9 protein-coding genes are annotated in these 16,311 nt (G+C 38.1%); 3 read left to right on the top strand and 6 right to left on the bottom strand.

All coding sequences use genetic code 11. The features are described from left to right. Nucleotides 1–175 precede the first annotated feature (175 nt). Entirely contained in the window at nucleotides 176–3,217 is a 3,042-nt protein-coding gene (secDF, locus tag KORDIASMS9_RS22195) for a protein translocase subunit SecDF (RefSeq protein ID WP_114904954.1), read from the top strand. 236 nt (nucleotides 3,218–3,453) lie between these two features. On the opposite strand, the gene KORDIASMS9_RS22190 is transcribed toward secDF, so the two are convergent. From KORDIASMS9_RS22190 to folE, 6 genes are all read right to left on the bottom strand, one after another. Next, on the bottom strand, nucleotides 3,454–3,723 hold the full coding sequence (locus tag KORDIASMS9_RS22190; protein WP_114904953.1) for a hypothetical protein: 270 nt from the start codon (nucleotides 3,721–3,723) through the stop codon (nucleotides 3,454–3,456). Between the two features lie 37 nt (nucleotides 3,724–3,760). Beyond that, nucleotides 3,761–4,240 carry a DUF192 domain-containing protein gene (locus KORDIASMS9_RS22185; RefSeq protein ID WP_114904952.1) on the bottom strand — a complete coding sequence of 160 codons (480 nt, stop codon included), beginning with the start codon at nucleotides 4,238–4,240 and terminating at the stop codon, nucleotides 3,761–3,763. Then, nucleotides 4,240–5,121 carry a prolipoprotein diacylglyceryl transferase gene (lgt, locus tag KORDIASMS9_RS22180; RefSeq protein WP_114904951.1) on the bottom strand — a complete coding sequence of 294 codons (882 nt, stop codon included), beginning with the start codon at nucleotides 5,119–5,121 and terminating at the stop codon, nucleotides 4,240–4,242. The genes KORDIASMS9_RS22185 and lgt overlap by 1 nt, the downstream gene beginning before the upstream one ends. Nucleotides 5,122–5,265: 144 nt before the next feature. After that, on the bottom strand, nucleotides 5,266–5,508 hold the full coding sequence (gene yidD, locus KORDIASMS9_RS22175; protein ID WP_114904950.1) for a membrane protein insertion efficiency factor YidD: 243 nt from the start codon (nucleotides 5,506–5,508) through the stop codon (nucleotides 5,266–5,268). 21 nt (nucleotides 5,509–5,529) lie between these two features. Next, a complete protein-coding gene (cysS, locus tag KORDIASMS9_RS22170; RefSeq protein ID WP_114904949.1) occupies nucleotides 5,530–7,014 on the bottom strand; it encodes a cysteine--tRNA ligase in 1,485 nt (494 codons plus the stop codon). Between the two features lie 23 nt (nucleotides 7,015–7,037). Continuing rightward, a complete protein-coding gene (folE, locus tag KORDIASMS9_RS22165; protein ID WP_114904948.1) occupies nucleotides 7,038–7,718 on the bottom strand; it encodes a GTP cyclohydrolase I FolE in 681 nt (226 codons plus the stop codon). Between the two features lie 359 nt (nucleotides 7,719–8,077). Between folE and KORDIASMS9_RS22160 the strand changes: the two genes are divergently transcribed. Then, nucleotides 8,078–8,506, top strand: a complete 429-nt coding sequence (locus KORDIASMS9_RS22160) for a hypothetical protein (RefSeq protein ID WP_162820116.1) — start codon at nucleotides 8,078–8,080, stop codon at nucleotides 8,504–8,506. 15 nt (nucleotides 8,507–8,521) lie between these two features. Continuing rightward, nucleotides 8,522–16,165, top strand: a complete 7,644-nt coding sequence (locus tag KORDIASMS9_RS22155; protein ID WP_114904946.1) for a T9SS type B sorting domain-containing protein — start codon at nucleotides 8,522–8,524, stop codon at nucleotides 16,163–16,165. The last annotated feature ends 146 nt before the right edge of the window (nucleotides 16,166–16,311 follow it).

Below are 16,311 nucleotides of genomic sequence, written 5' to 3'. Positions count from 1 at the left end.
TCATATCGTATACATGTCAAAAATCTGAAAATTCAGTCAATGATATGTGCACAGTGTTTTTTAGATGATCTCAGAAAACACTTCAAATCATAGTAAAATTACAAACAAAAACAATGGTCAAAAGTAGCGACAAACTAATAGTACTTGCTCAAAAATTTGACACAAAACACTAAAAATGCAAAACAAAGGATTAGTAAAATTATTTGCTATTTTATTCGGATTGGTAAGTATTTATCAATTATCGTTTACATTTATTACGAATAAAATTGAAAATGACGCCAAAGCATATGCAATCACGCAAATGCCAAAGCCAACAGATGGTGTAGAAACCAAAGAAAATACAGATGCTAGGGCTTTAATAGAAAAAACATACCTAGACTCTATTGATAGAAAAGAGCCTATCAGCTTCGGATTTACAAAATTTACGTATAGTGAAGCCAAAGAAAAAGAATTGAACAAAGGTCTTGACCTTAAAGGAGGAATCAACGTAATTCTTCAAATATCTGTTCGTGATATCTTAAAAGGATTGACCAATGATACAGACAACGAAACATTCAAAAAAGCATTAGACAGAGCTGATGAGCTTCAAAAAGATGCACAAGAAGATTACTTAGAATCTTTCTTTAGAGCGTTTGACGAATTAAAACCTGCTGGATTAAAATTGGCAGATCCTAGTTTATTTTACACAGCTTCTTTACAGGAAGAGCTAAAAGAAAATACATTCAACACGGAAGATGCTGTTGTGCAAAATGTATTGCGTAGAAAAGTAGATCAATCAATCGTTTCGGCGAAAGAAGTACTGAACAAACGTATTGACCAATTTGGAGTAACACAACCAAACATTCAGCGTTTGGGAACTTCTGGACGTATCTTAATTGAATTGCCAGGCGCAAAAGATGTAATTCGTATTGAAAAATTATTACAAACGACTGCGGAATTAGAATTTTGGAAAACAAACAACAATACAGCTGCTTTGACAACGTATTTAGTAAGTGCGAATGAGAAATTGAAAGAACTTCCTGAGTTTGCTGTAGAAAAAGAAACAACAGAAGAAAATGATGATCAAACCGATTTATTAACCTCTACAGAAGAAGATTCATTAAAAGTTGTAAATCCATTATTTGATAAAATTTCACTAGCACAAAACCTTGGCGGTGGTGTTATTGCGATTGCTAAAGAAGAAAACAGAGCGGAAGTTTTAAAATTATTATCAAATCCAATATTAAAGCAAATTTTACCAGCAGACTTGCGTACGGTAAGTTTTGCTTTTGGAAAAACAGTAAGCCCTCAAGGGACTATTGAATTATATGCATTAAACGGAAAGCGCAAAGGAAAAGAGGCTACGCCACAGATGAAAGGTGATGTAGTTGATGGTGCACAACAAAGCTATGGGAGCAATGGAAAGCCAAACGTAACCATGCAGATGAATGGTATTGGTGCAAAACAATGGGAAAAACTAACCGGTGAAGTATTTGAAGAAAGAGGATTTATTGCTGTTGTTTTAGATAATATTGTATACTCAGCACCATCGGTAACTAGTGGTGCAATCTCAGGAGGAAACACTGAAATTTCTGGTAACTTCTCCATTGAAGAAGCGCAGGATTTAGCAAACGTATTAAGAGCTGGTAAATTACCTGCACAAGCAGAAATCTTACAGTCAGAAATAGTAGGTCCATCCTTAGGACAAGAGGCTATTGACAGTGGATTAATGTCGTTCTTAATCGCTTTAGGATTGGTATTGGTTTGGATGGTATTCTACTACGGTAGAGCTGGTTTATTTGCCGATGTTGCCTTGGCGTTTAACATCTTGTTAATCTTTGGTGTATTGGCAAACTTAGGAGCAGTATTAACATTGCCTGGAATTGCCGGTATCGTATTAACCATTGGTATGTCGGTGGATGCGAATGTACTTTTATTTGAAAGAGTTCGAGAGGAACTTGCCAAAGGAAAATCATTGCAAGAATCCATCAACCATGCATTTAGCTGGAAAGGAGCGATGTCTTCTATTTTTGATGCGAACATTACCACTGGTTTAACAGCCTTGATCTTATTCTTATTCGGAACAGGTCCAATTAAAGGTTTCGCAACAACCTTATTAATCGGTATTGCGACTTCACTATTTACAGCGATCTTCATTACAAGATTATTAATTGATTGGTATGTTGCCAAAGGAAAAGACTTAGCGTTCTCTACAGGAGCAACGAAAAACTTATTCCGAAACATGAAGATCAACTTCTTGAATAAGCGCAAAATTGCATACATCATTTCAGGAATTATTATTGCGATTGGATTGTATTCTATTACGCTTGGAAGCGGATTAAACCAAGGAGTTGACTTTGTGGGAGGACGTTCGTATCAAGTACGTTTTGAAAATACTATAAGTCCACAAGATGTAAAAACTTCGTTACAAAATGTATTTGTAGACGGTGAAAACGCAGTTTCTTTAGAAGTAAAAACGTTTGGAGATGACAATCAGTTAAAAATTACCACCAACTACAAAGTAGACGAAACAGGAACCGAAGTAGATGACGACATTAAAAAGAAATTACACAGCGGTTTAGGGAAGTACTTGCCTAAAGACATGACGTATGACAGATTTGTAGATGGAGCAGAGGATAAGGCAGTAGGAATCATGCAGTCGATCAAAGTAGGGCCAACCATTGCAGATGATATTAAGAAAGCATCTTTCTGGGCAGTCTTAGGTTCATTAGTAGTGGTATTCTTATACATCTTATTACGATTCAGAAGATGGCAATTCTCTTTAGGTGCGGTTGCGGCAGTATTCCACGATGTATTAATCGTATTAGGAATCTTCTCATTGGCATGGAAATATTTACCATTTACCATGGAAATCAACCAAGCATTCATTGCGGCAATATTAACCGTAATTGGATACTCGCTGAATGATACCGTGGTTGTATTTGATAGAATTCGTGAGTTTATGAATGAACAAGGAAGCTGGAAACTAAGCAAAGTGGTAAATGCCGCTTTAAACAGTACGTTGAGTAGAACCTTGAATACATCGTTAACTACGTTGGTAGTATTATTGGCAATCTTTATTTTCGGTGGAGAATCTATCCGAGGATTTATGTTCGCCTTAATTATCGGTGTCATTGTGGGTACATATTCTTCGATGTTCATTGCAACACCAATTATGTATGATACCATCAAAAAAGGTGATATCAACAAAGGATTAGAAGAAGAAACAAAAGCATAATCTAGATAGATTCACTTTTGTTGGATATACAAAAGAGGTTGTCTTAAAAGTTACAAGTTCGGTTTGACGAAATTGTAACTTTTAAGATAGCCTCTTTTTTTATGATGTTTACTTTGTGATTATTACTAGCAGGAATAGTAGCATCTTTACAAACACTGACGCCAAGTAACTTTTAAAAATAAAATAGCACTACGAGAAAATCAAACTATTAACTAACTGTAATTTTTATGCTTATTTTAATGAAGTTGCGAAAGCGAATACAAAGAAAACCCTAAAAAGCCTAGTAAAATCATCCAGCCAATACAAATTCCGATCGTTACATACTTGAATCTTGCATAGGGAATTATAAACAATATAGTCATGATACATAGAAGGAATGCAGCAATAAAACCTGTGGTTTCATTGTAGGAAATAAAAGTTACAAGCATTCCAAAAAGAAAAATGCCAAACGTAATGGCGAGTCCAAAAATGAGCGAAGAAATCTTATAAGAAAGGTCTTTTTTCATCTATATATTTTTGATGAAACTAAGAAAAGATCAATTGTTACAACTTTTGAAACGTCATACGATCACCAGCTTCTAGCGACCATTTCGCCGTTAAACCAGCGTTGACTTCCAATACATACATCGCAGGTTTTTCAGAAGGCAATCCTTCTTCGTTTAAAGGTTGTGCATTCTCCTGAATGCTGACTATTTTTTTGTGTTCGTCCAAATAAATAATATCTAAAGGAATGTACGTATTTCTCATATAGAAACTTCGTGGTAAGGAAGAGTCAAAGATAAAAAGCATGGCTTGATTATTGTCCATAGACTTTCGATACATCAATCCAGTTTCGCGTTCGTAATTGGTTTCAGCAAACTCAATATTAAGGGTTGCAATTGTAGTTCCGTCAGCTTTGCTAAGTGTCAATTCACCTTCTTTGGTAAACTTGATGTCAGCGGTTTTAACGGTTTTGTTGCTTGCAGATTCTTTGCAAGAAACAAGTGTTGTTGCTACCAAAAGAAATACAAAAAACTTTTTCATTAGGAAGCTACGGTTTTAGGTGATTTCGCATTTGTGTCAGCATCGTTGGTCTTTCTAAACATAAAATACAATCCAGCAATAATAAACGGAATGCTCAACCATTGTCCTGTCAGTAATAGCCATTCTTCACGTTCTTGTATTTGTGCTTTTTTTACAAATTCTACAAAGAAACGAACTGTCCAAAGCAGTACTAAAAACAAGCCAAAAATATATCCTTCTTTGTTTTTCTTGTCTGTTTTCCAATAAGTATAATATAAAATGGCAAATACAATCACATAACAAAAAGCCTCATACAATTGTGCAGGGTGTCGTGGTAGTGTTTCTCCTCTTCCTAAAAAAACCACACCAAAATCCGAACCTGTATATTTTCCAACAATTTCAGAATTGAAGAAGTTTCCAATTCGCACAAAAACACCACCAATAGCTACGGCAATGACAATTCTATCTAAAATCCACAGCAACGATTTGTATTGATATTTTCGTCGATACAAATACATGGCAACAATAATTCCAATGGCTGCTCCGTGACTTGCCAAACCTGCAAATCCTGTAAATTTATAGCCATCAATGAAGCCAAATAAAGTAGAATTTGCATCTTCCTTAATCGGTAATAAAATCTCTATCAAATGATCTTGGTAATACGGCCAATTGTAAAAGAAAACTTCTCCCAAACGCGCTCCTAAAAGTGTTGCTACTACCGCGTACATAAACAAAGAATCCAAATATTTGATTTCAATGCCTTCATTGTCATAAATCCGTTTCGTAATGTAGTATCCCAAACTAAATGCGATGATAAACATTAAGCTGTAATATCTAATTTGAATGGGACCTAAAGTAAATAAAATTTCGCTAGGATTCCAGTTGATGCTGAGTAGGTGCATGAGTGGTATAATTTATAAAATGTAAATATAGACAAACCAAACGGAAATCAAAGAATGGAAATGTGAAAGGAATGTTATTTTGGAGAAACTTGTTTTGATTCTCTACTTGGACATATAAATTCTGTATTTACGGTATAAAAAAAATTATTTTTTCTTCGGGAATTCGTCTGGTACAGGATCATAGCCACTTCCTCCATATGGATGACAACTAAATATGCGTTTAATGGCTAACCATCCACCGCGAAACAAACCGTGTTTTTTCAATGCTTCCGCAGTATAATGCGAACAGGTTGGTGTATAGCGACACGCTGCTGGTGTGTACGGAGAAATTGCCGCTTGGTAAAAACGGATGATGAGTAAAAAAGGATATATGAGTATCTTTTTAATAACGATCGTTTTATAAGTTAGCTACGAAAGCGAAAACGAAGTACCTTCTTTTCCGTCTTTGAGCTGAATGCCTAAGGCTAATAATTCATCTCTAATTTTATCGGAAGTCGCAAAGTCTTTGTTGGCACGAGCCTCGTTTCTCAAATTGATCAACAATTCAACAACACCAGAAAGCGCATCGCCATCATCATCAGTTCCGTTTTGTGCTTCTAGTCCTAAAATTTCAAAGACAAATGCATGCATGCAATTTTTCAATTCCGCCAAAATTTCTGGCAAAACAGTCGCTTTTCCATCTTTCAACTGATTGATGAATTTGACCGCTTCAAACAAATCTGCAATTAAAACGGGTGTATTAAAATCGTCATTCAATGCATTGTAGCAATTGCGTTTCCACACCGAAAGATTAAACGTAGTTTTATCGCCCATAGGCTCCAAACTATCCAAGGTTTTCATAGCTTCCATGAGTTTGTAAAATCCTTTTTCAGAAGCTAACAATGCATCATTGCTAAAATCGAGAATACTTCTGTAATGCGCTTGCATCATAAAGAAACGGGCAACACTTGGTGCAAATCCTTTAGATAAGTGTTTGCTGTCTCCAGAGAAAATTTCGCCAGGTAAAATATTATTACCTGTCGATTTCGCCATTTTCTTTTTGTTCAGCGTCAACATATTGGCATGCATCCAGTAATTTACTGGCGACGTTCCTTTAGACGCTTCATTTTGTGCAATTTCACATTCGTGATGCGGAAACTTTAAGTCCATTCCGCCACCGTGTATATCAAAATGATCGCCTAAATACTTTGTACTCATCGCTGTACATTCCAAATGCCAGCCAGGAAAACCTTCGCTCCAAGGCGATGGCCAATGCATGATGTGATTTTCTTCCGCTTTTTTCCAAAGGGCAAAATCTTGTGGGTTCTTTTTGTCACTCTGCCCATCTAAAACACGTGTATTGTGAATTAAATCTTCTACTTTGCGTTTGCTCAATTTTCCGTATTCGTGGGTTTCATTGAACTTTAGCACATCAAAATACACAGAACCATTCACTTCATACGCAAAACCTTTGTCCATAATATCCTTTACAATTTCAATTTGTTGAATAATATGTCCGGTTGCTGTCGGTTCAATGCTTGGCGGATGAAAATTGAATTTTTGTAGAATCGTGTGGAAATCTACGGTGTAACGTTGTACAATTTCCATAGGTTCTAGCTCTTCCAAACGTGCTTTTTTGGCAATGCGATCTTCTCCAACATCAGCATCATTTTCCAAATGCCCAACATCGGTAATGTTACGCACATAGCGAACTTTATATCCGAGATGTTTTAGATATCTAAAAATCATATCAAACGACATAAACGTACGTACGTTTCCTAAATGCACATTGCTGTACACTGTAGGGCCGCACACATACATTCCCACATGACCTTCATTTATAGGTTTAAATACTTCTTTTTGATTGGTAAGGGAGTTGTATATTTTAAGTTCTTGTTCTTGATATAATTTCATGGGATTTGATAAAAAATTGTGGTTTAAAATTTCGTATCTAATTTAATATAATCTAGGAATTCTAAGCGTGTTTTTTCATTTTTAAATTTTCCGCCAAATTCTGCCGTCACCGTACTGCTTTCAATATCTCTGATTCCACGCGAATTGACACATAAGTGTTTGGCATCAATAACACAGGCAACATCTTCAGTACCGAGAACTTTTTGCAATTCTCTCACTACTTGGATGGTTAAACGCTCCTGTACTTGCGGACGTTTTGCATAATAATCAACAATACGATTCATTTTGGAAAGTCCAACGACATTTCCATTGGAAATATACGCAATATGCGCTCTTCCAACAATAGGAAGTAAATGATGTTCGCAGGTAGAGTAGACCGTAATGTTCTTTTCTACCAACATTTCATTATACTTATACTTATTATCAAATGTAGAAGCTTTTGGTTTTCTATCAGGATGCAATCCGCCAAAAATTTCTTTTACAAACATTTTGGCAACTCTATTCGGTGTTCCGCTGAGACTGTCGTCAGTCATATCCAGTCCCAAAGTTTGCATAATATTAGCAACATCTTTACGGATGCTATTCATTTTTTCTTCGTCACTCAAGTCAAAAGCGTCTTTACGCAATGGCGTATCATAAGAGGTCATCATGTGGTCGTCTCCTAAGGCTTGTATTTCTTCTTCAAGCGCTTTATCTATTTTCATCGATTGTGTATTTCTTTAGAAAAAACTAGGTTCAAACAAGTAACAATAATTTAAAATATAAAACTTTGGTATACTAATAATTTGAAACTTTGTTTTTCAAAATTTAACAAGACTGCAAAGATAGCTAAATATTGTATATGATTTGATTGAACCTACCGTAAATAAATGTGTTAAAGAATGATGAATATCACAAAATTTTCTTAATTTTCCCCAATTCAAAATAATTTTTTTAACACAATGTCGGATTTATATAGACGTTGTTGTTATATATAATATAAAGGGAATGAGGCGTTATGTGAATGAAAACTTAAATGCTTCTTTTTCAAATTAATAAATGTTAGAATACAAACATGACTATTATGCGTAAAATCTATGTATGTATGCTGTTCTTATTTTTAGGGCTTTGTATCAATGCCCAAACTTATAAGGATTCGTACAAGTTTAAAGAGCATCAAGTAGACAATTTCATCAATGAGGTTTATGGAGACCAAGCTCAAAAAGTAATCTTTTCTAATAAGAATCTATATACAGCCTTTAAGAAGCTCATTTTAGAACGGATGGAGATCGCTAGAAAGTCTAAAGTTCAAGGAAAAAAACTACCGAAAATCACCGCGCAGGGAATGTTAGATACATACAATAGCGATTTGAAGCATGACTTTTCGTTTCATATTAACAATTTCAATCCTTTAAAATATAAACTTGTATTCTTTGATGCGAATTCCTTCAGAATGTACGAAATAGACAATACAGATTATATCCTAATCATTAGACCACAACCTAAACTCTAAAACCAAACCATAGAGATGAAAAAATTAGTTCTCTTACTTCTTATTAGTGCACCACTCTTTTGTTTTGGACAAGATGTCCTTATTGAAAATGGAACCTTCACTATATGTCAAGGTACGTTTTTAGATACAGGAGGTAATGCTGTACCAGGGCAATATTCAAACAATGAAAATATTGTAATGACGATATGTCCAATCAATGCAGGTGATAAAGTGCAATTGGATTTTACAGCATTCTCATTGCAAGATATGAGTGATTTTTTGACACTTTACAATGGTGATAGTACAGCTGCACCACTATTTGGCGCATTTACAGGCACCACATCACCAGGCATCGTAATTGCAACCAACGATAACGTATCAGGATGTGTTACGATAGAGTTTGTCTCAGATGCAGGAGGCGTAAACACTGGCTGGGAAGCTGCCATTTCTTGTGTAACGCCATGTCAAACAATCAATTCTCAGTTAGATTCTTCCGTGCCAGCGGCAGATGCTAGTAACAATATAGAAATTTGTCAAGGTGATTCTGTAACATTCAACGGAAGTGCTACCTTTAGTTCAGATGGAACAGGCGCACAATATCAATGGGATTTTGGAGATGGAAATTCTGCCTTTGGCGAATCTGTAACACATACATATCCTAATCCAGGAGCATATATTGTAAATTTAACCGTGACGGATACAAATAGTTGTACCAACGATAACTTAATCAATCAAGTAGTACGTGTGTCCACGACACCAGACTTTACTGGCACTACACCAACAGAACCTTTTATATGTTTTGGAGAAAGCACAACCATTCCAGGCGTTGTAGCGCCAACACCATACATAGTAGAATGTACGCCGCCTGTAAGTGGGCAAACGTTTTTACCAGATGGAAATGGAGTATCGTATGAAACCTCTATTCCAGTAGATTGTTTTGATTCAGATCAAGTATTAACAGCAGGATCAGAAATATTACAAATCTGTTTAAATATTGAACATTCCTATTCGGGAGATTTAGATATCTCTATCATCAGTCCTAATGGGCAAGAAGCTGAATTGTTCACACAAGCAGGATTTGGAACTTATTTTGGAGGTGCTAATGATGACAACAGTAATGCACCTGGAGTAGGAGCTGATTACTGTTTTTCTTTATCAGGAACAGTCTTTTTGCAAGATGCACCAACAATTATTGCTGGTTCCAATCCGCCAGGGGATTCGTGGCGGCCTGGAACATACTTACCAATAGATTCAAACGGTTTTGATGATTTAATTGGAAGTCCGTTAAATGGTAACTGGACAATTCGAGTGACCGATAATATCGGAATTGATAATGGGTACATTTTTAGTTGGAATTTAGATTTCGATCCCGCAATTCTGCCAGCAGACGAGTCATTTACACCTGTAATTGATGCAGAAGCTTGGTTGCCAGATGCTTCCATAACAAATACTACCGGAAACGTAATTACGGTACAACCAACAACACCAGGGCAACACTGCTATACCTATGAAGTTTTAGATGATTTAGGATGTACCTATTCTGAAACGGTATGTATTGATGTGGCTCCTGAAATAAACAACGGACCAGCTTCAAACTTGGCAGATTGTTCTAACAATACAACGAGTGTGTTTGACTTGACAGTAAATACAGCACAAGTATTGGCGCCAATTGCAGATACTACCAATATAGAAGTTACCTATCACTTATCGCAAGCTGACGCTGATGCAGGTGTCAATGCACTTACGCTTGCACAAGCACAATCATACACGGCGACTGATGGTGAGGTCATTTATGTAAGAATATCATATACAGGAACTACTGCTGTTGATTGTTTTCAGACAGAATCATTCACAATCAATATTGGAAACACAACCGCAAATACAGTACCAGATATAGTGCTTTGTGACATTGGAAATGATGGAGTAGAAGAATTTGATATGTGTGCCCAAGCAGCTTTAGCCTTAGGGACACAAAATTCAGCAGAATATACGGTAACATTTCACGATACTCAAGCTGATGCAGACAACAATGTAAATCCGATACCATGTTTGTACACAAATACAACAGCACCAATAGACGATATCTATATTAGAGTACAAGATAATGCCAGTGCCACGTGTTTTGCGGTAACTTCTTTCGATTTAATATTAAATCCAGAACCGACTTTGATCACGCCGCTAGATATGGTAGTATGTGATGACCTTTCCAATGATGGTGTGGAAGTTTTTAATCTAAACACACAAATTCCTATCATTCTAGGAACGCAAAACCCAACAGACTTTACCATAAGCTTTCACGCGAATGCAGTTGATGCAAATGCAAATGTAAATCCATTACCTACACCTGCTACATATTCAAATAACAATCAAACAGATCCAATTGTAGTAAGAATTGAAGACAATACAACAAACTGTGTGTCTACGGTTCAATTCAATGTCGTAGTAAATGCTTCACCAATTGCAAACACTGTTGCAAACATTACGGTATGTGATGATGATTCCAATGATGAAACAGCACCTTTCAATTTAGTAGCATTAGACGCACAAGTGTTAGGAACTCAAAATCCAGGACTATTTTCAGTCACATATCACTTATCCCAACCAGATGCTGATTCAGGTGCTAATCCATTGCCTAGTCCATATAACAATATGGCAGCATGTGAAATGATATTTGTGCGTATTGTAAACAATGCCAATCCATTATGTGATGATACAACAAGTTTTGAAATCTGTGTAGATTATCAACCAACGGCAGTAGAGCCTGGAAACATAGTGGTTTGTGACGATCTTACAAATGATGGTTTTGAAACTTTTGACTTAACTACACAAATTCCAATAATTTTAGATACTCAAGATCCAACACTTGTCAATATCAATTTTCATACAAGTCAAGCAGATGCTAGTGCAAACATAAATCCAATACCAAACCCTAATGCATATACAAATTCAACTGCGCACTCAACAGACATAATATATGTAAGCGTAACGAGTACAGATGTTACAAATATATGTGCTACCACAACAAGCTTTGAAGTTACTGTCAATGATTTACCAGTAGCAATTATACCGACAACATTAGAAGAATGTGATGATGATACGGATGGTTTTGTAGGTTTTACTTTAACAGAAGCTGATGCAGAAATACTAGGGGGACAAACCTCTACAGATCCGATGACGATTACCTATCACGTGGATATGGCAGATGCAATGTCAGGTGCCAATTCACTAAGCTCGTCTTATGTGAATGCCACTGCCAATATGGATACGGTTTTTATTCGTATTGTCAATAATGTTACAGGTTGTATAAACACTTCCACATTAGGTTTGCAAGTCAATCCAGCAATCACGGCAACATCACCAGCAAATTACAGTGTTTGTGATGATACCAATGGTAATGATACCGATGATTTAGGAACCTTTGACCTGTCAACTTTAGATGCGCAAGTATTAGGAGCTTTGGCAGGAACTGCTACGGCAACATATTATGAAACAGAAGCATTAGCGATTGCAGGAGATCCAGCAACAGCATTACCAACAACCTATACAACCACAACACCTCTAATACAATTTATCTTTGTGCGTGTTACCGATAACATTACAGGTTGTTTTGATGTGGTGCAAGCAACTTTAATTACCGATCCACTACCAAATCTAGACAACATTCCACCAATGATTGCGTGTGATTTCAACAACCCAGGAGATGGCGAAGAAGCATTTGATCTGACACAGCATACCACTGTGGTGGCGAATGGACAAGTAGGACTCACGATTAGTTATCATGAGACTCCAACCGATGCTGAACAAGATTTGAATCCTATAACCAACGTAGCAGCAGGAGCTACTGATGATATTATCTATGTTCGCGCGGTGAATCCATTAGGTTGTGTTCAAACAGGAAGCTTTGTATTACGAGTAGATCCATTACCAGTTTTTGCAGTTCCTACGGTATTAGAAGCCTGTGACGATGAAACTGCAGATGGCGTAGCACCGACTGATTTAACGGTAAAAAATGATGAGATTACCATTGGCAATCCAGACTTAAACGTATCATATCACCTTACCTCAGCAGATGCAGATACAGATATGAATGCACTTATGATGCCTTATGAAAATGTAGGCACACCAACGATGTACAGCGTTTTTGTTCGAGTGGAAGATATCAATACAGGATGTCATGTGGTGACACAACTCACGGTGAATATCAACGATACACCAGCGGTATTCCCCGCAACGCCACTAGAATACTGTGACACCGACAACGACGGAATCGGTATTTTCAATGTACGCGATTCTGAGAGTGAAATCACAGGCGGGGTATTGCCAGGTCAAGTAACAGTGACCTACCACGAAACCCCAGACGATGCAGATAGCAATGTCAACGCTTTGGCGGATGTGTATAGCAACATTACCCCGTACAATCAAACCTTGTATGTGCGTGTAGAAAATGTCCTTACGGGATGTTACAATGTGGTTTCCTTAGATTTAATCGTTCACGATTCTCCTGAGATTGCTGCCTTGGATGCGATAAGTCTCTCGGAATGTGATGATGATACCAATGACCAAATCGCACAATTCGATCTTACAGAAGCTGAAGTTGACATCCTAAACGGAGAAGACCCAACCACGCATATTGTTCGGTATTACAACACACAGGCAAATGCGATTGCAGGTACTCCTACAGGAGAAATCAACAATGTAAATGCCTATAGCAACATTCCGCCGAGTCCACAACTCATTTGGGTACGTGTGGAAGATCAAGTCACAGGCTGTTTTAGCATCACCAATCTAACACTAATTGTAGATGTGCCACCTGCGCTGACACAATTGCCAAACATAGAACTCTGTGATGCTATTACCTTAGGCGATGGTATCGAAGTCTTTGATCTAACGGCACTGGCAGAAGATCTTTTAAACAATGCTACAGGCATCAGTTTGGACTACTACGCTACTTTAGCCGATCTTACCAGTGACACACCGATTACAAATCCAGAAGCCTATGCCAATACCATCATCAATGTACAAACCATTTGGGTACGTGCCACCGATGATAATACAGGTTGTCAAAGTACCATTAGCTTTAACATCTCGGTAAATCCACTTCCAAGTCCTACCCTTGATCCAAACGGGATGCTCCTAGCAGAGACCTGTGATGATGACAATGACGGTTTTGTAGCGACAGATTTAGCTGCGCTAGTCGCTGCGATTATCAACAATGAACCGGATGTGATCTACACCTTCCATGAGACAGAAACGGATGCCAATAACAACATAAATGCACTTAGCAGTCCGTATACAAATATCATCATGGACAGTCAAACTATCTATGTATTGGCAACCAATACTGTTACTGGCTGTTTTACAGTGACGCCATTACAAATCAACATCATTCCCATTCCAATAGTACCTATTGAAATAGAAGACTTAGAGGTATGTGATGCTGCGGATAGCTTGGATGGGATTGCGATGTTTGATTTAACCCAGACACAGGCAGAAATCTTTGCAGCTCAAGACACGAGTAACCTTACACTGACCTATCACGAGAGTGAACAAGATGCAATTGATGATCTGTCACCAATTGTAAATCTTACCGATTACATCAATATCACTCCAAATCAACAAACCATTTGGGTACGTTTGGAAGATAACACGACCGCTTGTTATGCCATCGGAAGCTTTGACCTGCTTGTGGTGCCACCACCGGTGATTGTCACGCCACAACCTTTCTCCCTCTGTGATGATTTAGAGAGTGGTGATGAGAGTGATGAGATCAGCACCTTTGATCTAACAGATAAATATGATGAGATTACCAATGGAGATACCTCTTTGACACTGACATACTATGCTAGTGATGCAGACTTTGCCGCAGCCATTCCAATTGGCGATCCAACGGCGTATCAAAACACAATAAACTTACAAGAAATCATCATTGTGGCTACCAATGCCGCAGGATGTACCACGGATACCAGAATGCTTCTTCGTGTGCTTCCAATTCCAACGCCAAACACCATGCCAACACCTTTAGAGGCATGTGATGATGACACGGATGGTGATGCGACTAACGGTATTTTACTCTTTGATCTGACACAGGCACAGGCAGAGATTGTCAACAATGAAGGCAATGTCACTGTCAGCTACCATACCACAGAGGTAGATGCAGCGGCGAATACCAATCCGATAGTAGATCCAACCATGTTTGCGGTAGACATGGCAACGGCCAATGAAAACGGACAGGTGATCATCTACGTAAGAGTACAGAGTGACATACAAATAGATAGCAATATGGAACCGTGTTACAAGGTGGTAGAATTACCAGTAATTGTACATCCACTCCCAGCACTGACCAGCATGACATTCAGTTATATCTTCTGTGAGTATGACACTGACAATGTGGGACAATTTATATGGGATGATGTAACGACTTCGTTAGACCTACTGACTGCGCCACAGATGTTAGCAGACTTTACAATCACCTATCACCCAACAGCGGCAGATGCTTTAGCAGGCACAGCGGCACTTGTGGATGGATATGAGAATATGGGCGAACCAGATACAGTCTTTATCCGAGTGGAGAATACTGCCACAGGCTGTTTCAATAGCAACAACATCGCCAGTGTCGACCTTACGGTAGAACCGATTCCAACGGCAACGGCACCAACGACCTATCAGGAGTGTGCTACTGATGAGAGCAATCAACTCATTGCCACCTTTGATCTGACTAGTTTGGATGCCACGATCATTGGTGGACAGTTAAACATGGAGGTGTCTTACTACACCACGGCAGCAGATGCAGCAGATGATATCAATGCCATTGTAGATCCTACAATGTATATCAACAGTGAAGATGTAGATAGCTTGATGCTCTTTGCAAGGGTAAGACAGACCATTACAGGCTGTCTGTCTGATCCAGTAATGGTGAGCTTGCAGGTGAATCCATTACCTGTATTCACCCTGCCAGCAGATGATATCTTATGTGTGGATGCAACCACAGGCACGACCGATGAGGGACCGATGATTGGGGTAGATTTAGGCGCAGGATACACTTATCTTTGGAATACTCCCAATGGAATAGAAAACACACCAACGGTGGCAGTAACCACGGCAGGAACCTATAGTTTGGTAATTACCGATGCAAACTTTCCAGAGACCAACTGTAGCTATAGCGACAGTGTGACCTATGAGGCATCTTCAGCGCCAGCAACGCTAGATATTCAGATTACCACACCAGCCTTTGCCGATACGCACAATGTGATTGCCACAGCAACAGGCGGTTCAGGCATCTATGAATACCAATTAGATGACGGAGGGTGGCAAGGCTTAGGCGAGTTCTTTGATCTCACGCCAGGCGAACACACGGTAACGGTGAGAGACACCAATGGTTGTGGGGAGCTAATTCGCACCTTTGAACTGATTGATTACATGGAATTCTTCACTCCAAACGGAGATGAGTACAACCCAACGTGGAACATCATAGGACTGAGAAATCAGCCAGGAGCAAAGATTTATATCTTTGACAGGTATGGAAAACTCTTAAAACAGATCAGTCCCGCAGGACAGGGATGGGATGGAACCTTTAACGGATCTCCAATGCCATCACAGGACTACTGGTTTAGAGTAGAATATGTAGATCCATTCGATGGAACACCAAAAGAATTTATCAATCATTTTACTTTGAAGAGATAATTAGAATTTTTTAAATAGAAATTCAACATAAATACATAAAAAACATGACAAGGCCGAAGTTTTAAAAATACTTCGGTCTTGTTATAAAAACTACAAAAAATGATAGGGTTTTTCTCGTGTTTTTTGTTAAATAAGTAACAGATTAA

The sequence above is a fragment of the Kordia sp. SMS9 genome (assembly GCF_003352465.1).
GTDB lineage: Bacteria > Bacteroidota > Bacteroidia > Flavobacteriales > Flavobacteriaceae > Kordia.
The sequence above is the reverse complement of the archived record's forward strand: the minus strand, read 5'-3'. Positions and strand labels throughout refer to the sequence as shown.

What these genes read in the sequence shown, in the direction of transcription:
- secDF (WP_114904954.1), top strand. Translation starts at nt 176, where the DNA reads ATGCAAAACAAAGGATTAGTAAAATTATTTGCTATTTTATTCGGATTG.
- KORDIASMS9_RS22190 (WP_114904953.1), bottom strand. Translation starts at nt 3,723, where the DNA reads ATGAAAAAAGACCTTTCTTATAAGATTTCTTCGCTCATTTTTGGACTC.
- KORDIASMS9_RS22185 (WP_114904952.1), bottom strand. Translation starts at nt 4,240, where the DNA reads ATGAAAAAGTTTTTTGTATTTCTTTTGGTAGCAACAACACTTGTTTCT.
- lgt (WP_114904951.1), bottom strand. Translation starts at nt 5,121, where the DNA reads ATGCACCTACTCAGCATCAACTGGAATCCTAGCGAAATTTTATTTACT.
- cysS (WP_114904949.1), bottom strand. Translation starts at nt 7,014, where the DNA reads ATGAAATTATATCAAGAACAAGAACTTAAAATATACAACTCCCTTACC.
- folE (WP_114904948.1), bottom strand. Translation starts at nt 7,718, where the DNA reads ATGAAAATAGATAAAGCGCTTGAAGAAGAAATACAAGCCTTAGGAGAC.
- KORDIASMS9_RS22160 (WP_162820116.1), top strand. Translation starts at nt 8,078, where the DNA reads ATGCGTAAAATCTATGTATGTATGCTGTTCTTATTTTTAGGGCTTTGT.
- KORDIASMS9_RS22155 (WP_114904946.1), top strand. Translation starts at nt 8,522, where the DNA reads ATGAAAAAATTAGTTCTCTTACTTCTTATTAGTGCACCACTCTTTTGT.